Annotated in this window: 15 protein-coding genes and 3 rRNA genes; 4 read left to right on the top strand and 14 right to left on the bottom strand. The window is 64.6% G+C overall.

Going from position 1 to position 23,595, the window contains the following annotated elements; all coding sequences use genetic code 11:
• Positions 1-67 precede the first annotated feature (67 nt).
• From BQ8008_RS12815 to BQ8008_RS12770, 10 genes are all read right to left on the bottom strand, one after another.
• The gene (locus tag BQ8008_RS12815; RefSeq protein ID WP_234415418.1) at positions 68-1,336 is read right to left on the bottom strand and encodes a serine hydrolase domain-containing protein; all 1,269 of its coding nucleotides are present in this window, start codon (positions 1,334-1,336) and stop codon (positions 68-70) included.
• 140 nt (positions 1,337-1,476) lie between these two features.
• Positions 1,477-1,593 (bottom strand): 5S ribosomal RNA (gene rrf / locus BQ8008_RS12810).
• 190 nt (positions 1,594-1,783) lie between these two features.
• Positions 1,784-4,960: ribosomal RNA gene (locus BQ8008_RS12805) — 23S ribosomal RNA — on the bottom strand.
• Positions 4,961-5,408: 448 nt separating this feature from the next.
• Positions 5,409-6,971, bottom strand: a 16S ribosomal RNA gene (locus BQ8008_RS12800).
• Together the 16S, 23S and 5S rRNA genes form the textbook arrangement of a ribosomal RNA operon.
• Positions 6,972-7,535: 564 nt before the next feature.
• On the bottom strand, positions 7,536-8,276 hold the full coding sequence (locus BQ8008_RS12795; RefSeq protein WP_108834365.1) for a response regulator transcription factor: 741 nt from the start codon (positions 8,274-8,276) through the stop codon (positions 7,536-7,538).
• Complete coding sequence (locus tag BQ8008_RS12790) at positions 8,273-9,694, bottom strand: sensor histidine kinase (protein WP_234415417.1); 1,422 nt, start codon at positions 9,692-9,694, stop codon at positions 8,273-8,275. Before BQ8008_RS12790 ends, BQ8008_RS12795 begins: the two co-directional genes overlap by 4 nt.
• Before the next feature lie 56 nt (positions 9,695-9,750).
• Positions 9,751-11,028, bottom strand: coding sequence for a serine hydrolase domain-containing protein (locus BQ8008_RS12785; protein WP_234415416.1), 1,278 nt, complete (start codon positions 11,026-11,028; stop codon positions 9,751-9,753).
• Positions 11,029-11,209: 181 nt separating this feature from the next.
• Positions 11,210-11,989 carry a polyphosphate--glucose phosphotransferase gene (ppgK, locus tag BQ8008_RS12780; RefSeq protein WP_108834360.1) on the bottom strand — a complete coding sequence of 260 codons (780 nt, stop codon included), beginning with the start codon at positions 11,987-11,989 and terminating at the stop codon, positions 11,210-11,212.
• 135 nt (positions 11,990-12,124) lie between these two features.
• The gene (locus BQ8008_RS12775; protein ID WP_108834358.1) at positions 12,125-14,119 is read right to left on the bottom strand and encodes an OPT family oligopeptide transporter; all 1,995 of its coding nucleotides are present in this window, start codon (positions 14,117-14,119) and stop codon (positions 12,125-12,127) included.
• Positions 14,120-14,273: 154 nt separating this feature from the next.
• On the bottom strand, positions 14,274-15,254 hold the full coding sequence (locus tag BQ8008_RS12770) for an NAD(P)-binding domain-containing protein (protein ID WP_108834356.1): 981 nt from the start codon (positions 15,252-15,254) through the stop codon (positions 14,274-14,276).
• 86 nt (positions 15,255-15,340) lie between these two features.
• On the opposite strand from BQ8008_RS12770, the gene BQ8008_RS12765 reads away from it, so the two are divergent.
• Positions 15,341-15,772 carry a winged helix-turn-helix transcriptional regulator gene (locus BQ8008_RS12765; RefSeq protein ID WP_108834354.1) on the top strand — a complete coding sequence of 144 codons (432 nt, stop codon included), beginning with the start codon at positions 15,341-15,343 and terminating at the stop codon, positions 15,770-15,772.
• A 402-nt stretch (positions 15,773-16,174) separates the two neighbouring features.
• Here the strand turns inward: BQ8008_RS12765 and BQ8008_RS12755 are convergent, their stop codons facing one another.
• Both BQ8008_RS12755 and BQ8008_RS12750 read right to left on the bottom strand, forming a co-directional pair.
• The gene (locus BQ8008_RS12755; protein ID WP_267896240.1) at positions 16,175-17,182 is read right to left on the bottom strand and encodes an NAD(P)-dependent oxidoreductase; all 1,008 of its coding nucleotides are present in this window, start codon (positions 17,180-17,182) and stop codon (positions 16,175-16,177) included.
• 11 nt (positions 17,183-17,193) lie between these two features.
• Positions 17,194-18,423, bottom strand: coding sequence for an MFS transporter (locus tag BQ8008_RS12750; RefSeq protein WP_108834350.1), 1,230 nt, complete (start codon positions 18,421-18,423; stop codon positions 17,194-17,196).
• A gap of 121 nt (positions 18,424-18,544) precedes the next feature.
• Here BQ8008_RS12750 and BQ8008_RS12745 point away from each other — a divergent pair, with 121 nt between their 5' ends.
• From BQ8008_RS12745 to BQ8008_RS12735, 3 genes are all read left to right on the top strand, one after another.
• Positions 18,545-18,871, top strand: a complete 327-nt coding sequence (locus BQ8008_RS12745) for an ArsR/SmtB family transcription factor (RefSeq protein ID WP_075409150.1) — start codon at positions 18,545-18,547, stop codon at positions 18,869-18,871.
• Between the two features lie 64 nt (positions 18,872-18,935).
• A complete protein-coding gene (locus BQ8008_RS12740) occupies positions 18,936-19,532 on the top strand; it encodes a TetR/AcrR family transcriptional regulator (RefSeq protein WP_108834349.1) in 597 nt (198 codons plus the stop codon).
• Positions 19,533-19,670: 138 nt separating this feature from the next.
• Entirely contained in the window at positions 19,671-20,528 is an 858-nt protein-coding gene (locus tag BQ8008_RS12735) for an SDR family oxidoreductase (protein WP_108834347.1), read from the top strand.
• Positions 20,529-20,657: 129 nt separating this feature from the next.
• On the opposite strand, the gene BQ8008_RS12730 is transcribed toward BQ8008_RS12735, so the two are convergent.
• Both BQ8008_RS12730 and BQ8008_RS12725 read right to left on the bottom strand, forming a co-directional pair.
• Entirely contained in the window at positions 20,658-22,169 is a 1,512-nt protein-coding gene (locus tag BQ8008_RS12730) for a glycosyltransferase family 2 protein (RefSeq protein ID WP_108834345.1), read from the bottom strand.
• 44 nt (positions 22,170-22,213) lie between these two features.
• A complete protein-coding gene (locus BQ8008_RS12725) occupies positions 22,214-23,536 on the bottom strand; it encodes a UDP-glucose dehydrogenase family protein (RefSeq protein ID WP_108834343.1) in 1,323 nt (440 codons plus the stop codon).
• Positions 23,537-23,595: the final 59 nt, after the last annotated feature.

Genomic DNA, 23,595 nt, shown 5'->3' with positions numbered 1-23,595 from the left:
GTCGGTGGTGAAAGCCGGTCCGGACCGCTGAGAGGCAGACAGGTCCGGACAGGCCAGGGCCGCACCGCTACTTGTGGCACAGAGTGGCGTCGACGGCATCCTCGACTCGCTGGTACTTCTCCTCGGCAGAGCTCTCCGGGTTGTTCTGGTCGGCGATGGCCGAGGGCAGGGCGGTCACGGCGAATATGGCTGCGGTGCCGTCCGGTCCCACGGCGTTGTTGGTCTGGTACCCGTGGATCGTCCCGCCGTGACCCCAGGAGGTGCCTCCACAGGTCAACGACCTGCCAATGAGGCCCAGCCCGTACACCGTCCCCGGTCCAAGGCGCGAGCTGGCGTCAACCGCTCCGTTCTTCATCTCGTCGATGCTGGACTGGGTCAGCAGCCTGCCGTCGAAGACGGCCTGGAAGAACGTGTTGAGCTCGCTGGGGGTCGAGACCATCGCACCAGCCGCCCACGCCCAAGCCGGATCCATCTCGGTAATATCCTCCAGCTTGCCCTCAGCACTGAGGTGGTAGCCCTGAGGGTGGGTGCCCTTGATGCTCCTGTCTCCCGGGGCAGGGAAGTAGGTGTGGGACAGTCCCAGCTTCTTGATGATGCGCTGGTCGATCTGCTCGCCCACCGGACGCTGAGACACCCGCTCAACAAGCATCCCCAACACCACATAGTTCGTATTCGTGTAGGCCCACTGCGTCCCCGGCTCAAAGGCCGCCGGCTTGCCCAGAGCCGTGTCCAGCAGGTCCCTGGGCGGGATGTAGTGGTCCTTGATCTGGAAGATATCGCTCCTTCCGGGGGTGGTGTCGGTGTACTCGGGCAGGCCACTGGTGTGCTGGAGGAGCTGGCGCACCGTGATCTTTGATCCGTCAATACCCTCGCCCTTGATCAGACCGGGCAGGTAGGTCTCGATCGGCTCATCGAGCCCGACCTTGCCCTCCTGGACCATCTGCATGACCACCACGGCCACGAAGGTCTTCGTGTTCGACCCGATCCTCACCTCACCGTCCAGCGGCGGGGCCTGTCCCGTCTCCAGGTTGCCCTTGCCCACGGCCACCCCCGCCGACTCGCCCTTGGCATCACTCACCGCGGCCAGTGCCGCCGGGTAGCCGGCATCCACCAGCCCCTGGGCCCGGGACTTCAGATGCGTGGTCTCATCCTTCGACGGTGCTGCCGAGGCCGTACCCCCGGCAGCCCCCAGCGCAATCGCCGCCGCCAGGGGCACCGCCAGCACCCGCCACGCCACCGACCGACGACGACCCACCCGGGACGTTGATGAGTCGGTGGCAAGGTATGCGGATTGGGGACGGTCATGAACTGTTCTGTTGTCGCGTGTGTTGCTCATGACCTCAGTGTTGGCAATTCACCGGCCAGAATCCCTCGCCAGGAGAACAGCGCCCACTGTCCATCAGGGCAGTTCGCGCGTGACAAGCAACCGGCTCGGAACCGTTGTGAGGCGGTTCCGAGCCGGTTGATCAAGTGTGTGCTCGGTGGTGTCCTACTCTCCCGCACCCTGGCGGGTGCAGTACCATCGGCGCTGTCAGGCTTAGCTTCCGGGTTCGGGATGGGTCCGGGCGTGTCCCTGTCGCTGTGACCACCGAGACGTCTGGGTGGGTAGTGCGGTGCGTTGATTCACTTGTGTGGTGGTTGCCCCCGCACCCCACACGCTCACGCTCACGCGCGTGCGTGTGTGTGTGGTTGGTGGTGGGTTGGGTGTGGACCGTATAGTGGACGCTTTCGTGCTTACCGTTGTTCCCCTCGTCCCACGCACCGTGTTGTGGCGGGTGGGGGGTGTTGTTTGTGTTGGCCTATTAGTACCAGTCAGCTCCAACCGTTACCGGTCTTCCACCTCTGGCCTATCAACCCAGTAGTCTGCTGGGGGCCTACCAGGAAGGACGAGTCCTTCCTGCGGAGACCTTGTCTTGAAGATGGTTTCCCGCTTAGATGCTTTCAGCGGTTACCCGTCCCGAACGTAGCCAACCAGCCGTGCCCCGGGCGGGACAACTGGCACACCAGAGGTTCGTCCGTCCCGGTCCTCTCGTACTAGGGACAGGCCTTCTCAAGTCTCCTGCGCGCGCAGAGGATAGGGACCGAACTGTCTCACGACGTTCTAAACCCAGCTCGCGTACCGCTTTAATGGGCGAACAGCCCAACCCTTGGGACCTGCTCCAGCCCCAGGATGCGACGAGCCGACATCGAGGTGCCAAACCATGCCGTCGATATGGACTCTTGGGCAGGATCAGCCTGTTATCCCCGGGGTACCTTTTATCCGTTGAGCGACGACCCACCCACACGGGATCGCCGGATCACTAGTTCCTACTTTCGTACCTGCTCGACCCGTCGGTCTCACAGTCAAGCTCCCTTGTGCACTTGCACTCAACACCTGGTTGCCGACCAGGCTGAGGGAACCTTTGAGCGCCTCCGTTACACTTTAGGAGGCAACCGCCCCAGTTAAACTACCCACCAGGCACTGTCCCTAACCCGGATCACGGGCCCAGGTTCAGGCGCACGCCATAACCAGAGTGGTATTTCAAGGACGACTCCACCGCTACTGGCGTAACGGCTTCAACGTCTCCCACCTATCCTGCACAAGCTATAGCGGGCGCCAATACCAAGCTGTAGTAAAGGTCCCGGGGTCTTTCCGTCCTTCTGCGCGAAACGAGCATCTTTACTCGTACTGCAATTTCGCCGAGCTCATGGTTGAGACAGCGGGGAAGTCGTTACGCCATTCGTGCAGGTCGGAACTTACCCGACAAGGAATTTCGCTACCTTAGGATGGTTATAGTTACCACCGCCGTTTACTGGGGCTTAAATTCACCACGTCACCCGAGGGTTAATGGTTCCTCTTAACCTTCCAGCACCGGGCAGGCGTCAGTCCGTATACATCGCCTTACGGCTTCGCACGGACCTGTGTTTTTAGTAAACAGTCGCTTCCCCCTGGTCTCTGCGACCCTCCCCCCTAACAGGCCAGCTGTTTCAGGGATCAGGCCCCCCTTCTCCCGAAGTTACGGGGGCATTTTGCCGAGTTCCTTAACCATGATTCACTCGTGCGCCTAGGCATACTCTGCCCGACCACCTGTGTCGGTTTAGGGTACGGGCGGCTGGCACCATCGCGTCGAGGCTTTTCTCGGCACCCCAGGATCACCCTGTTATCCCCCACCAGCGTGGGGTCACCATCACGCCTCACCCCCGTCATCCAAGACAGTCCCCCGGATTTACCTGGGCAACGGGCTGCGCGCTTGAACGGACCAAGCCATCAGGTCCGCCGGGCTACCACTGTGCGTCACCCCTGTTAACACGCTTGCCTACCTGCACGGAGGGTCCCCAGACCCCACCACCACAACCCCCACCAGGCCCGAAGACCTGAGCTGAGGGCCGATATGGCAGCACGGCGTGGGTTAGCACCCGCGCGTCAGCATGGGCGGTGCTTCGCCGGTACGGGAATATCAACCCGTCATCCATCGACTACGCCTGTCGGCCTCGCCTTAGGTCCCGACTCACCCAGGGCGGACTAGCCTGGCCCTGGAACCCTTGGTCATTCGGCGCTAGGGCTTCTCACCCTAGTATCGCTACTCATGCCTGCATTCTCACTCCCGCACCGTCCACCAGCAGTCACCCACAGGCTTCCCCCGGTGCAGGACGCTCCCCTACCACCCACAGCCCCTGCCACCACCCCAGCAACGTGGGACGATGAAGGGAACAAACGCTGTGGGTCCGCGGCTTCGGCGGTGTGCTTGAGCCCCGCTACATTGTCGGCGCACGATCACTTGACCAGTGAGCTATTACGCACTCTTTCAAGGATGGCTGCTTCTAAGCCAACCTCCTGGTTGTCTGCGCGACCGCACATCCTTTCCCACTTAGCACACGCTTAGGGGCCTTAGCCGGCGATCTGGGCTGTTTCCCTCTCGACCACGGAGCTTATCCCCCGCAGTCTCACTGCCACGCTACAACCCGCACGGCATTCGGAGTTTGGTTGACGTCAGTAACCCTGTGGGGCCCATCAGCCACCCAGTAGCTCTACCTCCGCCGGGCAACACGCGACGCTGCACCTAAATGCATTTCGGGGAGAACCAGCTATCACGGAGTTTGATTGGCCTTTCACCCCTACCCACAGCTCATCCCCCCAGTTTTCAACCTAGGTGGGTTCGGTCCTCCACACGCTCTTACACGTGCTTCAACCTGGCCATGGGTAGATCACCCCGCTTCGGGTCCAGAACGCGCCACTACACTCGCCCTGTTCGGACTCGCTCTCGCTACGGCTACCCCACACGGGTTAACCTCGCGACACGCCACTGACTCGCAGGCTCATTCTTCAAAAGGCACGCCACCACCCCCACACACAACAAGCATGGGAGGCTCTGACGGCTTGCAAGCGCCCGGTTTCAGGTACTATTTCACTCCCCTCCCGGGGTACTTTTCACCATTCCCTCACGGTACTATCCACTATCGGTCATCAGGAGGTATTCAGGCAGCCAAGTGGTCTTGGCAGATTCACACAGGATTCCACGAGCCCCGTGCTACTCGGGCACCACCCCAGACACGCACCAACCAGTTCCGCCTACGGGGGTATCACCCACTACGCCACGCCTTCCCAGACGATTCAGCTACAGATCAGCACACGCGCCCGGTCTCCGGCAGAAGACCAACAGGACAGCCCCACAACCCCGCACACGCAACCCCTGCCGAGTATCACACGCACACGGTTTCACCATCATCCGCTTTCGCTCGCCACTACTCACGGAATATCTTCTCCTACGGGTACTAAGATGTTTCACTTCCCCGCGTCACCCCCCACACCCTATACAATTCAGATGCAGGTGACACGACATAACTCGTGCCGGGTCCCCCCATTCGGAAACCCTCGGATCACAGCCCGCCAGCCGGCTCCCCGAGGAATATCGCAGGCCACCACGTCCTTCATCGGCCCCTGATGCCAAGGCATCCACCGAACGCTCAAAAAAACAAACAACACAACACACGACAAAACAAAAGAAATGTCACAGAAATCTTACAGTAAGATGCTCGCGTCCACTATACAGTTCACAACCAACCCACCCACACCCACACCCCACCACCAACAGGCAGCAGAAGCACAGGCCAGGCAACCAGGGCGCACTGCCCCAGAACCCCGACAGCATGCCACCCCCACACACGCACACAACCGCGCACACCAGGGGCACCCACCACAACAGACCACCACGACCACAACAGCCGCAGCAGCCCACCACAAGCAGGCGTGTTTCCTACACCACACAACACCACAACCAACCAACCCCACACAACAGCGCAAGGCCAGCCAGCCGCAGCTTCCGTGCGAGACACCCCCTCCAGGCCGGCCCAGACCACACTGGCCCAGACAAAACAAACAACCAAAAAAGAAGGAGGAGGCAAACCGCCCCACACAAACCTATCCTTAGAAAGGAGGTGATCCAGCCGCACCTTCCGGTACGGCTACCTTGTTACGACTTCGTCCCAATCACCAGCCCCACCTTCGACCGCTCCCCGTAGGGCCACGGGCTTCGGGTGTTGCCGACTTTCATGACGTGACGGGCGGTGTGTACAAGGCCCGAGAACGTATTCACCGCAGCGTTGCTGATCTGCGATTACTAGCGACTCCAACTTCACGGTGTCGAGTTGCAGACACCGATCCGAACTGAGACCGGCTTTAAGGGATTCGCTCCACCTCACGGCATCGCAGCCCTCTGTACCGGCCATTGTAGCATGCGTGAAGCCCAAGACATAAGGGGCATGATGATTTGACGTCATCCCCACCTTCCTCCGAGTTGACCCCGGCAGTCTCCCGCGAGTCCCCACCACAACGTGCTGGCAACACGAGACAAGGGTTGCGCTCGTTGCGGGACTTAACCCAACATCTCACGACACGAGCTGACGACAACCATGCACCACCTGTGAACCAGCCCCCCACAAAGGAGAGGAAACCCCGTCTCCGGAGCCATCCGGCACATGTCAAGCCTTGGTAAGGTTCTTCGCGTTGCATCGAATTAATCCGCATGCTCCGCCGCTTGTGCGGGCCCCCGTCAATTCCTTTGAGTTTTAGCCTTGCGGCCGTACTCCCCAGGCGGGGCACTTAATGCGTTAGCTACGGCGCGGAAAACCCGGAAAAGGCCCCCCACACCTAGTGCCCAACGTTTACGGCGTGGACTACCAGGGTATCTAATCCTGTTCGCTCCCCACGCTTTCGCTCCTCAGCGTCAGTAACGGCCCAGAGACCCGCCTTCGCCACCGGTGTTCTTCCTGATATCTGCGCATTCCACCGCTACACCAGGAGTTCCAGCCTCCCCTACCGCACTCAAGCCGGCCCGTACCCACCGCAAGCCCCCAGTTAAGCCAGAGGATTTCACGACAGACGCGACCAGCCGCCTACGAGCTCTTTACGCCCAATAATTCCGGACAACGCTCGCGCCCTACGTATTACCGCGGCTGCTGGCACGTAGTTAGCCGGCGCTTCTTATCCAGCTACCGTCAACCCACCCACACAGGAGCAGGCCTGCTTCACTGGCGAAAGAGGTTCACAACCCGAAGGCCTCCATCCCTCACGCGGCGTCGCTGCATCAGGCTTGCGCCCATTGTGCAATATTCCCCACTGCTGCCTCCCGTAGGAGTCTGGGCCGTGTCTCAGTCCCAGTGTGACCGTCCACCCTCTCAGGCCGGCTACCCGTCACCGCCTTGGTAGGCCATCACCCCACCAACAAGCTGATAGGCCGCGAGCCCATCCCCCACCAAAAACACCCAAAAGGCGCAATCTTTCCCAGGCCCACCATGCGACAGACCCAGAATATCCCGTATTAGCCACACTTTCATGCGGTTATCCAGAAGAAGGGGGCAGGTTACTCACGTGTTACTCACCCGTTCGCCACTCATCCACACCCACCACAAAGGAAGGCGCTTCACCGTTCGACTTGCATGTGTTAAGCACGCCGCCAGCGTTCGTCCTGAGCCAGGATCAAACTCTCCAAACAAAACCAACAAAACCACAAAGGTTCCAATCAGAAAAAGCCCAGAAAACCAGACCACATGGCCCCACCCAACCCCCACAACAGAAGCCAGGCAAACCAAAACAAAACAAGCCCCAAAAAACCACACAAAACGCGCAGCCCCCCAGGACCCATGGCATAAAAAACATGACACACTATCGAGTTCTCAAACAACACACCCAGCGAGATTTCTGCGAACCGAATGATTCGCTTGCCTCTCGAAGGCGACCGGACTAGGATAAGCAGGCCGAAGTTCTGAAATCAAATCAGAATCACGTGACCCTGATCTCTGAATTTTCGACCTCACCGGATCAGCAAGTTTTTCACCAGCCGATCCGACGATTCCGCTGTTCGGTACTGCCGGCGACCCGTTAGGTCTCGTTGGCAGCGAGGAGTACTTTAGTCGGACGCGAACCCATCCTGTCAAACTGTTTTTGCGTGACCTGCACCATATTTTTTCATCCGTCTGTTCATGGTCCATTCCCCGCGCCATGGCGCCATGTTCCACCGACTCGGTCTCTCCTGGAACTCTTCTCGCCTCATCCGCACCTACGGATGCACCAGGCCGGCGCGGATCCCCCACAGCACTGCCTGGAGGCGATCCCGGGATCCGGTCTTCTGCATGAGCCCCGTCAAGTGGTACTTGATCGTCGTCGGCTCGACGTACAGGTGCGCCGCCATCTCACCGTTGGACATACCCCGAGCCAGCAGTCTGAGCACTTCCAGCTCCCGAGAGGTCAAGGTGACGTCCACGGAAGCAGCTCCCGCGAACGACGCCGGCTCGGATGCGCCACCAGCATCTTCCGCTCTGCTCACGTACCGTTGCTGAGACCCGGTGTCGCTTCCGGCGAGCGCGCCTCGGGAGCCCCGTCTGGACAGCTCATGCAGGATACGTCGGGTAACGCGCTGGTCCAGGGTTCCCTCCCCCGCAGCCACGGATCGGACCGCCCCCAGCAGGATGCCCTCATCTGCACCTTTGAGGAGGAACCCGGCGGCCCCGGCCTCGAGCGAGGCCAGGACGTCGTCGTCGACGTCGAAGGTGGTCAGGATGAGCACGTCCACGTCCAGATCAGGGTCGGAGACGATCGCCCGCGTCGCCGCGATACCGTCGGTCCCGGGCATGCGGATGTCCATGCACACAACGTCGGGGCGCAGCTCACGAGCCAGCGCGATGGCCTCAGCACCGTCGGCCGCCTCACCCACGACCTCGATGTCCTCCTCCGCTCCGAGGATGACGCTCAAACCGGCGCGGACCACGGCCTGATCGTCAGCGATGACAAGTCGAATCATGGGAGAGCTGCTTCCTCCTCGGTACTGGGCCCGTCGGCACTGTCCGGCGGAACGGGGATGACGAGCCGGTTGCACCAGCCGCCGTCGGGATCGGGGCCGGTACTCAGCTCAGCGCCCACCAGGGCCGCCCGCTCCGCCATGCCGGACAGTCCGTACCCACCACCCGTGGGGCCTTCTCCGGCTCGCCCAGCCGGCCCAGCCGGACCGACCTCCAGGGTGGGCGGACGTCGGTTGCTCACGACAATCTCGACGCATTCATCCTGGTAGGTGACGTACACCTGGCAGGTGGCGCCCGGCGCGTGCCGCGCACTGTTGGCCAGCGACTCCTGAACCATGCGGTAGGCGGCGGTATCAGCCAGCGGGCTGAGAGGGCGGGGGCAACCGTTGACACCATAGCCGACTCTCTGCCGACGACGACGTGCTTCCTCAACAACGCGAGGCACGGCCGCCAGCGATGGCAGGGGCGCCGGTTCCCTCGTCATGTCAGCCGCCGCCCCGGCCATCGTCTCAGCCATCGCCTCGGGTGCTGACCCGGTGCTCGACGACGTCGCCCCGTCCTGTCCGTCGTCCCCACCTCGACCTTCACGTGGGGAACCACTGCTGTCCTCGCTGCGCAGGAGGCCGACGACCTGACGCAGGTCGGCCAGTGCGGTCCGCGCACTGGCCTGCACCGTCTGGAGCATCTGGTAGGAACGCTCCGGATCCTTGTGCCGCAGAGCCGCGGCCGCCTGGGCGCTGACGATGACGCCGGAGAGGTGGTGGCCGGCGATGTCATGCAGGTCGCGGGCCAGGGCATTGCGGCTGGCCCGCAGCTCGCGCTCGACCCGCTCGCGCTCCTGGCGCTCGAGCAGCCGCTTCTCCCGCTCGAGGAGTTCGGCCTTGTCTCGCAGCGCCTGGTGCAGTTGCTCGCGCCCCAGCATGTACTCCGCCACCGCCACCGGTAGGAGGTAACGCTGCAGCAGGTGCGCCGAGAGCAGGATGATCATGGCGACTATCCCACGCTGACCGGAGTACACCTCGCCAATGAGGAAGACCACGTTCAAGACGATGACGTTGGCGAACAGCGCGATCTGCCAGCCCGGGATGCGGTGACGCACGAGGTACCAGATGACGACCATGACCGCGGCGGATCCGAGTCCCGATCGGTCGCTGGTGATGAGAACGATGAGATCGGCGGTGGCCACGATCCCGAGCACCCAGCACGGGAAGCGCGCCGTCATCATCACGGCCACCACCTGGGTGATGACCAGGACGATGACGAGAATCGCCCAGGGAACCGAGCTGACTCCGTAGTTGCTGATGTGCTCGGGATCGGCCAGCACCATACCGATGTAGGGCAGCACGCTGAGCAGACAGAGACCCACCGCGGCCCGGGGAAGACGCGATGGTCTCTGCACCTGAACGGCGGAATCGGGCATATCCCGAGTCAAACACATACGCGGCGATGAGGTACCCGACTCCGCCTCAGAACTCATCACTTGTGGCACAGGGCAGCGTCCACTGCCTCATCGACCTTTCCGGCCTTCTCCTTGGTGGAGCTCTCCAGGTTGCTCTGATCGGCGATATCTGCGGATGCGGCGGTGACAGCGACGGTCACAGCGGTACCGTCAGGGCCGACCCCATCATGAGTCTCATATCCAGCGATACCGCCATGGTGTCCCCAAGCAGTACCTCCGCAGGTCAACGACGTGCCAATGAGTCCCAATCCGTACACCGTCCCCGGTCCAAGATGCGAACTCGCGTCAACCGCCCCGTTCCTCATCTCGTCGATGCTGGACTGGGTCAGCAGCCTGCCGTCAAGGACGGCCTGGAAGAAGGTGTTGAGCTCGCTGGGGGTCGACACCATGCCACCAGCGGCCCAGGCGAGTGAGGTATCCAGATCGGTCACGTCCTCCAGCTTGCCCTCACCGTTGAGGTGGTAGCCCTGAGGGTGAGGGCCGTGGAGCTTCTTCTCGCCGTTTCCCGGGAGGTAGGTGTGGGACAGTCCCAGCTTCTTGATGATGCGCTGGTCGATCTGCTCGCCCACCGGCCGCTGAGACACCCGCTCGACCAGCATCCCCAGCACGATGTAGTTCGTGTTGGTGTACTTCCACTGAGTGCCGGGCTCGAACTGCGCCGGCTTGCCCAGCGCGGTGTCCAGCAGGTCACGTGGAGGAACATAGTGCTGCATGTTCTCGGTCTCCGCGGCTTTGCTGGAGAGGTAGGTGTCGGTGTACTCGGGTAGTCCGCTGGTGTGCTGCAGGAGCTGGCGCACTGTGATCTTTGATCCGTCAATACCCTCGCCCTTGATCAGACCGGGCAGGTAGGTCTCGATCGGCTCATCGAGCCCCACCTTGCCCTCCTGGACCATCTGCATGACGACGACGGCCACGAAGGTCTTCGAAGCGGAGCCAACTCGCACCTCCCCGTCCAGCGGCGGGGCCTGTCCCGTCTCCAGGTTGCCCTTGCCCACGGCCACCCCCGCCGACTCGCCCTTGGCATCACTCACCGCGGCCAGAGCCGCCGGGTAGCCGGCATCCACCAGCCCCTGGGCCCGGGACTTCAGGCTCTCAGCCTCCCCCTTCGACGGCGCTGCCGAGGCCGCACCCCCGGCAGCCCCCAGCGCGATCGCCGCCGCCAGGGGCACCGCCAGCACCCGCCAAGCCACCGACCGACGACGACCTGGACGGGCGCCTGCGGCCGCCGCTGCTTCAGGGGTTTCGGTGATGACAGCTTTGGAACGGACAGGATTCGTCTTCTCTGCTTTACCCATGCCTCCAGTGTCATGAGTCCGCAGGCCGACCGCCCCCGCCTGGGGCACAGCACCGCCTGTCCATAGGGACAGTCCCGGAGCACTCTCACAGGCTTGACGACACCGTAGCGTCAGCAGCCGGCGTCACCAGCGGGGGGGGGAGGCGTCGGCCGTTCCCCTCAGCCGATCGCGAGTCCCCGGTTCAGACGGCGGCGGCCCGGGAGGCCTGGTAAGCGGCCCCGACAATGCCGGCGGTATTAAGCAACTGGGCCGGGACGATCGGGGTCTTGAGGTCGAGCAGCGGAAGGTACTTCTCGTGCTTGCGGGACACTCCCCCGCCGACGACGAACAGGTCCGGGGAGAAGAGCATCTCCACGTGGGAGTAGTAGCGCTGAAGGCGCTTGGCCCACTTCTTCCAGGACAGGTCCTGGGCGGTGCGCTGACCGGCGGAGGCGTGGCTCTCGGCGTCGCGCCCGTCGATCTCCAGGTGCCCGAGCTCGGTGTTGGGGACCAGTGTTCCATCGACGACGACGGCCGATCCGATCCCGGTGCCCAGCGTGGTGACGATGATAGTCCCGGGCACGTCCTTGGCGGCACCGAAGGCGACCTCGGCCAGGCCCGCGGCGTCGGCGTCGTTGAGGCCGGTCACCGGCCGGCCCAGCTGCTCGCGCATGAGCTGGGTGAGGTTGACACCCTCCCATGACTTGTCGAGGTTGGCGATGAAAGGAACGATCCCGTGGACGATCGGGGCCGGCAGGGCGACGCCGACCGGGACGTCGTCGTCGACCTGAAGCTGCTCGAGGAGGTCGCGGCACACCCGGGCGACCGCCTCAGGCGTGGACTCCTCGGGGGTGTCGATGCGGACGCGCTCGCCGATGAACGTGCCCGTGGTCAGGTCGACCAGAGCGCTCTTGACCCCCGATCCACCGATGTCGATCCCGCACGCCACTGATACTGCCGATGTCGATGCTGCCGAAGTCATGACGTCCTCCTGGTACTACGCGTCCTCGCGGCCACTACCCAGCCTAGTGCAGGGACGGCGGCCGCGAGGACAGTCGGTGAGGATCGACGGCGATTCGAGGGTGATTCGACGTCGGTCAGCCGTGACCAGTGGCGATCAGTCGCGGGTGCTCTCCTGTCGGGCACCCCGGTAGAGGTACCACAGAGTGCCCACGAACAGCACCACGCCCACCCAGGGGGCGACGCCGGCGAAGCCCTCGGGCATGATGGCCAGCGGGTCCTCCTTGCCACCGAAGGCGACGACGATGCCGGCGTAGATGACTCCGGCGAGACTCTCACCGACGATGAGACCGGTGGCCATGAGCGTGCCCATGCGCTTGGCCCGCTCGGGGTTGGCGGTGCGCTGGGCCCAGCGGTCGTAGAGGTGGCCGAGGGCCGCACCGATCGGGATCATGACGGTGACGCTGGCGGGCAGGTACATACCCATGCCGACGGCGAGCGGCGGCAGCGAGTACTTGCTGTTGCGGCGCAGGATCTCGTCGATGGCGATGACGACGGCGCCGATGAGGGTGCCCAGCCCCAGCAGGCTCCAGTTGAGGTCGCCGCCGAGCACGCCCTGAACGAGGTGCTTGATGAGGTTGGCCTGGGGAGCCGCCAGCGCGTTGGCACCGGCGCCGGGAGCGCCTGCGAAGCCGAAGGCGCCCTGCATGAGGCCGAGGACCGGCGGGATGATGATGGCGCCGAAGACGACGCCAATGACGAGGGCCACCTGCTGCTTCCACGGAGTGGAGTCGACGAGCTGGCCGGTCTTGAGGTCCTGGAGGTTGTCGTTGGAGATGGTGGCCACGCCGAAGACGACGGCGGTGACGAACAGGGTGTAGGCCACCAGGGTGCGGACGTCGTCGGGTGAGGAGCTGCTGGCGATGGTGCGCACAAGTGCGGCCGCGGCGACTGCGACGAGGATGCCGACGCCGGAGATCGGCGAGTTGGAGGAGCCGATGAGGCCGGCCATGTAGCCGCAGACGGAGGCCACGACCAGGCCGGTCAGCAGGATGAACAGGATGGAGGCGATGATGAGCCCCGCCGTGTGGTGAGCCATGGAGGTCCCGTGCAGGAACAGCCACAGGAGCACTCCGATGGGCAGCATGGAGCCGACGGTGACGCCGATGACCATCTTCATCGACAGGTCGCGCTCGGTCACGGGAATCTCGTAGCCGGCGTCGCGCTTGGCGCTGGAGGCCAGGGACTCGCGGATGCCGGAGACGATGGGGCCCAGGATCTTCAGGAAGGTCCAGATGGCGGCGACCGCGATAGCGCCGGCACCGACAATGCGCACCTCGCTGGCGAAGGTGGTGCTCACGAAGTCCGCGAGGTCCGGGGCGGCCGCAGCGCCGCCCCAGGTGCGCACGGGCAGCAGCACGCCGTAGGAGATGAGCAGGCCGACGATCATGGCGATACCGACACCGATGCCGACCAGGTGGCCCACGCCGACCAGGGCCAGGGACAGGGAGGTGCTCATCATGGTGGCGCCGGCGCCGACCCGGAAGACCCCGGAGATGTCGACGCTGATGGCCTTGAGCGTGTTGAGGAAGTACAGGGCCGCAGAGGCGATGGAACCGCGGACGATGACGCCCAGTCCACGGCTGGACTCCTCGGCGCCCTCGCTGGTGTCGCCCACGCGGAGGACCTCGGCACCGGCCACGCCCTCGGGGTAGGGCAGATCGGAGTTGGTCACGAGCGCACGCCGCAGCGGGATCGAGTAGGTGACGCCGAGGATGCCGCCCAGGATGATGACGAGAACCGTCTGGAGGTAGGGGAAGCCGGTCCACCAGCCCACGATGATGAGTCCGGGCAGGACGAAGATGATGGCGGACAGCGTCCCGGCCGCCGAGGCGATCGTCTGGACGATGTTGTTCTCCTGGATCGTGTGATCGGAGAAGCGGCGCAGGATCGCCATGGAGATGACAGCGGCCGGGATGGAGGTGGCGAAGGTGAGTCCCACCTTGAGGCCGAGGTAGACGTTCGCCGCGGTGAAGACGAGCGTGATGATGCCGCCGATGACGACGCCGCGGATCGTCAGCTCCTTGACCGGGCTGGAGCCGGCACTGGGTGGTTTCGCCGCAGCGGAGCCGCTTGAGGTTGTTGTGGACATGGTGAGATCTCTCGATGTCGGGATGATTCCGGGGCGAGACTAGCACTGTGTCCGAAAACGATTGTTAATCGTCTATTCTCGTCAGTACAGAGCAGGCTTCGCAGCTCGGGGCAGGCACTGATCCGTTCAGCCGCACCTGCCCCGATCCTGGGACTCACCCCTTGATCGCCGCGGTGTCCCAGTACTCGTGAACATTGCCGATGAGCCCGTCCTTCATGGTGACGACGCTGACGATCTCGCTGGCGATGGGCCCTTGAGCGGTCGGGAACACTCCCTCGGCGTGCACCACGGCACCGTGCGGGGTCTCGAGCTCGGTGCGTATATCGGAGATGCGTACACCGGAGTCGCGCACTCTCCTCAGATGATCCACAACCGCCTCCTTCCCGATGAAGGTCTCCTGCACCCCGAGCGTGGGACCGTAGGGGAAGCTCCACTGAACCTTGTCATGGAGCACCTCACTCATGTCACCCGCGTTGAATCGCTCCAACATCCGAGGCAGTCGATGCACGGCGGCAAGACGTTGGAGATCACCAGCCGTGAACAGGTGGGGGAATACTGACCCGCCAGGATCGAGCAATGATGATTCTGCGAGCGTCCCAACAAATACGGGCACATATCCGGTAACCTCAAGGAGGCCTTCAATTCGCGGTCGTTCCTCAAGCGCATCGGTGGCATATCCGACCGCCCAGACTCCGGGATTCTTGCCTGCTCGCGACACGAGCAGCTCCTCCTGAATATGGGAGAAGGCGCGGACAACCAATGAGTCCGGCAGCATATCGGCCATCCACTGCCCTTCAGTGCGCCCCTCCGGCAGCGTGGAGACGATCTGCCCCTCCCGTATACCAGCCGCGTTCATCACGTCGACGACCATCGCCCCCTTGAGGAGCGGCGCGAGAGGACCTACCACGTCCTCCGCAACACTGTGCTTGACCGCCAGGACCGCCACCTTGTGACGAGCAGCCTCCTCAAAGCTGACAACGCGAACACTCGGGGGAACACTCACGCGCCTCGCCGACTCCGGAGACCTCGCACCGAGCTGAACCATGTAGCCGGCCTGCGCCCACAATGTCGCCAGCCCCTGTCCAATAGGACCGGACCCGATGATGCCAATCACTTCACTCGCCTTGTCGGGCATGTTGCTCCACTCCTCCTTGGTTACTATTAGTAACTACCCGGGTCGACAGTATGGCGAACCGATGAACGCGACAAGAAGGCATCTTCATGGCCGATAGGCACACGAGAGTAACCGTCAATGAGACCTCCTCACAGGAAGGCGACTGCGAGCCCGACAGCACCGTCTGCGGCCTGCGCGATGTCCTCGACCGGATCGGGGACACCTGGTCGGTCCTCGTCATCATTCAGCTGCGCCTGCACGGCCGTCGCAGGTTCGGGCAGCTGCTGCGCTCAGTCGAGGGAATCTCCCAACGCATGCTCACAGTCACCCTGCGTCGACTCCAGCGGGACGGACTCATCAGCCGGACGGTCCTGGACACCTCCCCACCGCAGGTCGAGTACGCGTTGACTGGAACCGGAGAGTCCCTCACGGTCGTTCTTCGTCAGCTCGTCGACTGGGCAACGGACAATCGCGAGAGCATTGCGGCTGCTCGCCGACGCTGGGACCGGGGCGCGGACACACCCACCCACTCTCTTTGACTCCACAACGACCAAAACTTCATGTGCGGAGTCCAGGTCCTGCAGGACCCGGCGGATGGATGACTACCGAGGGCAGGACCCGGCCCCGACTCCACCCCCAGGCACCGCAGGTCAGAGGCGGTCAGGTCGATGGCGTGCTCCCATGTCGCCGTCAGGCTGCGACATCCGGCCAGTACCCCGGTCACGGCCAGGAACAACACCGTGGGCAGGTCAAGGCGCACACCGCGTCTGTCGCGTGGGTCGGTGATGCTCCTGAGAACCTGGATCAAGGGCTGGTGCGACAAGGCGTTCGTGGTGGAAGCTGACATCAGCGCGGCCTCCCAGAACAAAGGGATTGATTAAGCACCACTCACCGTCCCCACGCCCACCAACATTGGCCCCCCTGACCCGGGGCCGCGTCCCTTACGAGGTTTTGGTCGAGGTCGAGAACCCGGCCAGGTAGGAGGCGGCCATGTCCTCGTGGGCGTGGCCGGCGTCGGCGACACGGTCGAGCCGGGCGGAGAAGGCCTCCATGCCATCGAGCCTTAAGCCGGCTTCGCGGGCGAGCTCGAGGATGAGGTGGGCGTCCTTGCCAGAGGTGTCGACGGCGAAGTTGGCCGGGCTCAGGGCGCCCCGTTCAACGAGGTCGGCCTTGATGCGCAGGAAGGGCAGGTCCAGGCCACCGCCGTCGAGCACCTCGAAGAACTGGGCCGGGGGCACACCGATCGCCTTCGCCAGGGTGACGATCTCGCCGGCGGCGTTGGACACGGCGATGACCCAGGAGTTGACGACCAACTTGAGGCGGGTCGAGGCTGCGGAGGCACCGTCCTCGCCGGTCCACACGGTGCGCGACCCGACGGCGTCCAGGACCGGGGTGACCAGCTCGCGGCCGGAGGCAGGGCCGGCGGTCATGATGACAAGGGTGCCGGACTCGGCGGGCTGGCGGGTCCCGGAGACGGGCGAGTCGTAGAAGAGGACCCCGGCGGACTCCGCGATGGCGGCCAGGACGGCCACATCATCAGGGCCGACGGTGGTCATCTGCAGCCAGGCGGCGCCGGGACGCATGGCGGGAGCGGTCTCGCGCATGACCTCGGCGACGGCGGAGCCGTCGAAGAGCATGGTGATGACGACGTCGGCCCCCTCGACGGCGGCGGTGGCGGTGGGGGCGATCTCGATGCCGTCGTCGGCCAGGGGCTGGGCACGCGAGATCGTGCGGTTCCAGGCGCGCACGGCGTGGCCGGCGCCGGCGATGTTGCGAGCCATAGCCGAGCCCATGATTCCGGTGCCGAGTACGGCTACGGTCAGCTGAGACATGCTTCTCCCTGTTCGTCTCTGATCGAGCTGTTGTCGACCCGTTCTTGGTCGGCCACCCGCCTGGGCACCCTCCGGCGCCCGGGATCGGACTTGTTGCCGCCCTTCGCACACGACCATAGGCGCCCGAGTCACTCGGAGGCCAGAGCGCCGGCGATCGCGTACAAGGCAACGGCCAGGAGGAATGCGAGAGCAGTCATGAGACCGGGACCCCAGAAACCGGGGAGCCGAGTGAGAAGGTCTCCACCGACGGCGCCCGCGATGGTGGCACCCAGGTACATCGCCGTGTTGGACAGCGAGGAGACGGTTCCTCGCGCCTGGCCGGCGTGGGCCTGCAGCTGCCCCATCAGGACGGGCAGAAGGAAGCCGGCGACCACCAGGGCCGCGGTGAAGGCGACAACCGCACCCCACATGGTGTGCGCCATGAGCGGCATCGCAGCGGCCAGGAGGTAGAAGGCGCCCTGGACGAGGATGCCGGCCCACAGCGACCGCCGCTCACCGATCCTTGCAACGAGCCTCGGACCGAGGAGCGACCCCAGCGCGGTCCCCAGACCGATCATCATCATGGCCTTCCCAATGGTGGTCTGCGAGGCGCCGAAGTCCTCGGCCAGCCAGGAGCCGATGAAGGAGAACGAGGCGTAGTTGCCGGTCTGGAAGGCGAGGTAGGCGAGGAGCGACCACCGCAGCACCCGAGAGCCGAGGACCCTCCGGTAGGAGCCGACGACGTCAGCAGGCTCCCCCACCGGCCGCACATGGGGGAATGAGAGGAAGAGGAGTCCCCACAGGATGACGCTGACCGCCGCGACCACGAAGAACGGCAGCTGCCACCCTCTGACCGACAGGTATGAGCCGACCGGCACGCCGGCCACCTGTGCAACCGCCAGTCCCGCGGTCGCGTAGCCCATGACCTTGATGATGGAGGTGCGGGGCACCGTCACCGGGATGGAGGCCCAGATCTGGGAGCTGACGAAGGCTGCGCTCACGCCGGCCAGGAACCGGGCGGCGACCATGCTCCAGAAGCTCCAGGCCAGGCCGCACGCGCAGGTGAAGACGGCGAAGGCCGCCAGGCCGGAGAGGATGACCCGGCGTCGGTCGTGGCGGTCCGAGACAGGACCCGCCACGAGGGCGAACAGCGCGTACCCCAGGGCGTAGGCGGAAACCAGCCAGCCGGCCCGGGCCAGGGGGACGTCGAGCTCGCGCTGGAGCAGGGGCAGCAGGGGTGCGACGAGGAAGGTATCGGTCCCGATGACGAACATGGTGAAGAAGGACAGCCAGCCCATGGTCGAGACATGGGCACCTTTCGGCGGCGTCCTCTCGTCATCGACAGACACGCGCGATGAGCCACTCGTTTCTTCAGTCATCTCAAACCTCCTTAGTTCGATGTTTGACGTACTAAGAATTGTAGGAGACGATTCCCTCTGTCAACCCCCCGTCCGGTGCGTGCCGGGGACGAAGGTCGAGACAGAGAGACAGGGGCGAACCGTGAAGGACAGGGAGCTCTTCCACCCCGAGGCGGGCGACATCTCCCTGGACGCGATCCTGGGCGCCCTATCAGATCCCATCCGCCGCGACGTCCTGCGCCGGATCGCCAGTGAAGGTGCCCTGTACTGCGGGGACCTGAGCTACGACGTCGTCAAGTCCACGATGTCGCACCACTTCCGGGTGCTGCGCGAGTCGGGACTCATGCACACCGAGCGCGAGGGCAAGCATCGGCGCATCACCCGGCGCGACGACGTCATCGAACAGCGCTTTCCGGGACTCCTGGCCGCCGTCGGCCTGCCCGCCGGCAAGGGGCAGTGGCCGGACTGACGACCACCCGGGCGAGTACTCTGTCGGCACAAGGATGAGCCGCCGGCAACCTGCGAGGTGAGAGATGACCAGGCCGCGCAAGCCGATCGACCCGACTCGACGTCGCCGTTTGATGCGGACGGCACGCGCGATCTTTGCACTCCACGGGTACAACGGCGCCGCGCTGAGCGACATCCTCTCCGCCGCGGAGTTCCCTCGCAGCTCTTTTTACTACTTCTTCTCCGACAAGGCGGCGCTCTTCGACGCGGCTTTCTCCGACGGATTGACCCTGCTCGCCGAGCGGGTGAGCCCACCCGATCCTGCGGCGCTGACCACTGAGTCCTTCTGGCCCGAGATCTTCTCCTTCCTCGACGAGCTGGCGGCAGCCAGTGGCGATGAGGATGTGGCAACAATCGCGACGCTCTTCCACATGCGGGACGCTCCACCGAGCGCCTCGCGCACCGGCTTCGAGAGGTCCGCCCGAGAATGGTGCACACAGACCGTCCGCACGGGCCGCGAACTGGGAGTACTGGACCAGGAGATTCCCGAGGACCTGCACGTTGATCTGGTGTGGAGCGTGGCCGTCACACTCGATCGGTGGCTGGCCTCACCGAGCGGTGAGGGGGCGGACGCCCGTCAATTGACGAGCATCCTTCTGACACGCCTATTCGGGGCGCCGTAGCGCTTCCCAACCAGACTCAAGAGACCGCCGCAAGCCCTGAACCTCTCACCCATTTGTGGACAACGGTGTCCATAAATGCTTACCATGCTCCTGTCCCAAGCCATTCGTGGTGACAGTGCGGTCCAGGAGGGATGTGACATGGCAAGTGCTCTTATCGCTGGAGCGACCGGATACCTCGGTCGACACGTTATCGCGGAGCTTCACGCTCGGGGACACCGCGTGCGGGCCATCGTGCGAGACCGGGCACGCGCCTGCCGGAACGGACCATGGGACTCGCCGTCCCTGGACGGCCTGGTCGATGAGTGGGCCGTCGGCGACGTCACCGACCCCGACTTCACTCGGGACCTCGCGGCCGACATCGAGCACGTCATCTCAGCCCTGGGGGTGACACGTCAGAAGGCCGACCCGTGGCAGATCGACAATCTTGCCAACCGGGCGATCCTGGACTCGGCGCTGAAGCACACCGACTCCTTCACCTACATCAACGTCCTGAACGGAGATCGCTGCCCCGCCCAACTGACGCGAGCCAAGTCAGCCTTCGCACAGAGTCTGGAAGCCGCCGAGATCAACTCCCAAATCATCAATCCGCCGGCCTACTTCTCCGACATGATGGAGGTACTGGCGATGGCCAGACGGGGTCTAGTGACCGTATTCCGCCCAGAGGTGCGAATCAACCCGATTCACGGAGCGGATCTGGCGGCCTACGTCGTCAACCGGATGGAGGAGGGGAGCACTGGCGCCTGGGATGTCGGAGGGCCGGATACACTCACCTGGGAAGAGCTGGCGCACCTGGCCTTCGACGCCGTCGGGAAACGACCGCGTGTTCTCGCCGTCCCAGCGTGGGTGCTGCCGCCGACGCTGGGACTCACGGGACTGTTCAACCCGCGCCTGGCCGACACCGCCCGGTTCACGACTTGGAACATGCTGCGCGACTGCGTGGCCCCCGCAACGGGCACTCACCACCTCGCGGACTTCTACGCCGATCACGCGCGCTGATGCCAACCGGACGGGTAGCTCGTCGCGAAGCCCCCAGCGCGCCCGCCGCCTGTCGCAGCTGACAGCGAGGCATCCGATACCGGCCCCTCAGGCAGGAACCTCGGTCCCTCCACGGGGTCGGCGAACGGCTCACTGCGAGGTGACCTCGACCTGCTGGCGGGTGTTCCACCCCATCTTGCCGCTGGTGACCACCCCCCAGAACCGCAAGGGGCGCAAGATGACGGCCGACCAGAGCGTCGCCACCGGCGACAGGAGCAGGCTGGCGCGCCGCGCGGAGTCGGTGGTGTCCGATCGCCACACGTTGAGATACCTCGAGTTCTGCGCCAGCCCGATCGTGAGGGGCACGAGCACCACCGCGAGAGGGACGCTGTCACCCGTGGCAAGCGGACGCCAGAGCGCCAGGTAGACGAAGCCCGAGGTCACCGCCCAGATCTGCATCCACCCGGTGGCCTGCCGCCACCACCCCCACGAGAGGACTGGGAGGAAACGGATGCGCCAGAGCCCACGGATGAAGGAGCCACGGAACCAGCGCACCTGCTGCCGATAGTGGTGGCTCCACCGGTCGGGCATCCACGCGAAGGCGAAGGCCGAGGGCTGCTGGACGGTCCTGCCGTTGAGCAGGGCGAAGAGAGTCAGCATGGAGTCGTCGGAGAACTCCACGTGCCGTCCCAGGTAGCTTTCATTCATATAGATGTCTATGTTCTCAGCCAGGATGCGGCACCGGTAGGCGGCCAGCCCACCGGAGTCGACCATCACCGATCCGAGCTGCGACATGGAGGAGCGGTCGACGAGCTGCTGACCCACGAAGATCACGTCAGTCACGCGCGCCAGGAGATTCTCCCGGTTGTTGATCGCCAGGATGACACCGGCGACCGACATGACCCGCGGGTCGCTGAAGGGCTGGACGATCTCACGAAGAGCCTCGGCGTCGAGCATGGAGTCGGAGTCGACGGTCACGAACAGCTCGGCGTTGCGGATCTTCCTGAACCCGTGGACCTGGGCATGGCGCTTGCCCTCGTTGGCAGTCCGCTGCCAGGTGGCGTAGATGCCGGCGACCGCGGCCTGGCGGATGAACCAGTCCCGCTGCTCCAGATAGGTGCTCTGGGTGGAGCCGTCGTCGACGACGTGGATCTCGGCCGGCGGGGAGCTCTGGTGCAGCAGGGCGGAGAGCATCCGAACCACCACGTCGGGATCCTCGTTGTAGAGCGGGACGAGCACGGCGACCCGGAAGTCCTCGTCGCCGGCCACGCGTCCCTCGAAGCATGCCAGCACCAGCTGGGCGGCAACGAGCAGGAAGAGGACGTCGAAGGTCCACACGGCCCACTCATCCAGGACATGGTGCCAGCTGACCAGCACGCGCCAGAACAACCACCCCACCAGACCGAGTGCCACGAGGATGACGGGAGGTGGCCCACTGATCCCCATGAGTGCCCGAGGCAGTCCGGTGGCATCGGCCGAGCGCTGCGCCTCGTCCGTCGTCGTCACGGGAGTGCGCACGATGAGCGTCCGGCTGCCGCCCGCACTGCGGTCCCGCACCACTCTGAGCCCCAGCCTGCGCTTGAACAACAGCTTGACCGCGAGGCAGGCCAGGAGGATGAGAAGGCAGATGAGCACGACGAACATTCCGAATGACCAAGACATGTGCGTCAGTCTTTCCGTGTCGAAGGGCATGAAGGCAGCAGTGCCTACCGAGAGCCGACAGCCGCGTAGGCGAAGCCCGCGTCCCGCCAGGCCTCGGGATCCAGCGCGTTACGCCCGTCGACGACGTTGCGCCTGTCGACGAGGTCGGCCGCCCAGGCGGGGTCGCAACGGGTGTACTGGTCCCACTCGGTGGCCAGGAGGACGAGGTCGGCCGCGGTCAGCGCCTCCTCAAGGTCGGCGGCGACGTCGTAGGGCAGGTCGTCGTCATCGGCGAGGATCTGTGCAGCAGCGGGGTCGGTGACGACCACCCGAGCGCCCTCATCGGCCAGCTCCGCGGCGATGGCCAGACCGGGCGAGCACCGCATGTCGTCGCTGTCGGGCTTGAAGGTCGTTCCGAGCACTGCCACACGCGCTTGGTCCACTGAGCCGCCGAGCATGCTCCTGGCCTTGTCCAGGGTCTGGTGGCGGGCGTCCTCGTTGATCTGGTCCACCTCGGCGAGGAAGTTCAGCGCCTCGCCGACGCCGAGCTCGTCGGCCCGAGCCCGAAAGGCGCGGATGTCCTTAGGCAGGCAGCCACCACCGAATCCGATCCCCGCCCGCAGGAAACGACTGCCGATGCGGGCGTCCATCCCGATGCTCCGGGCCAGTGCGGTGACGTCCCCGCCGGCGGCATCGCACACGCTGGCCATGGCGTTGATGAAGGAGATCTTCGTGGCCAGGAAGGCGTTGGCGCTGATCTTGACCAGCTCGGCGGTGGCATAGTCCATGACGAGGCGGGGCGTTCCGGACTCGATGATGGGAGCGTAGAGCTCGTCCAGCACAGCCGTGGCGCGCTCGGCGTCGGCCGGCTCGTCCGGGAGGCCGTACACCATGCGGTCGGGGTTCAAGGTGTCCTCGACGGCGAATCCCTCGCGTAGAAACTCCGGGTTCCAGGCCAGGACGGCTCCTGCAGCGGCGATGGTCGGAGCCAGACGCGCAGCCGTGCCCACGGGGACGGTCGACTTGCCCACGACGATCTCGGCTCCGTCGAGGCACCTGCCCAGGTACGGCTTCATCGCCTCGACGGCGGCCTCGACGTGCGTCAGGTCGGCCGCACCACCGGGGCCCTGCGGCGTACCGACAGCGACGAAGTGGGCCTGCGCCCCGCAGATCGCCGAGAAGTCGGTCGTGAACGTCAGCCCGCCGGCCTCGATTCGTCGTCGCAGGATCTCGGTGAATCCCGGTTCATGGAAGGGGGCCCGTCCTTCGGCGAGGGACTCGACCTTGTCCCGGTCGACGTCGACACCGACAACGCGGTGGCCCAGCTCGGCCATGGCACAGGCGTGGACGGCTCCAAGGTAACCGCAACCGATGACAGTGATATTCATGCAGTCAATCCATCCGTATCAAGGGAATCAGGAATGGTGAGGGGGAGGACTGGGAACGG

The organism is Actinomyces sp. Marseille-P3109, from assembly GCF_900323545.1.
Taxonomy (GTDB): domain Bacteria; phylum Actinomycetota; class Actinomycetes; order Actinomycetales; family Actinomycetaceae; genus Actinomyces.
This window is presented reverse-complemented; position numbering and strand designations above follow the sequence as displayed.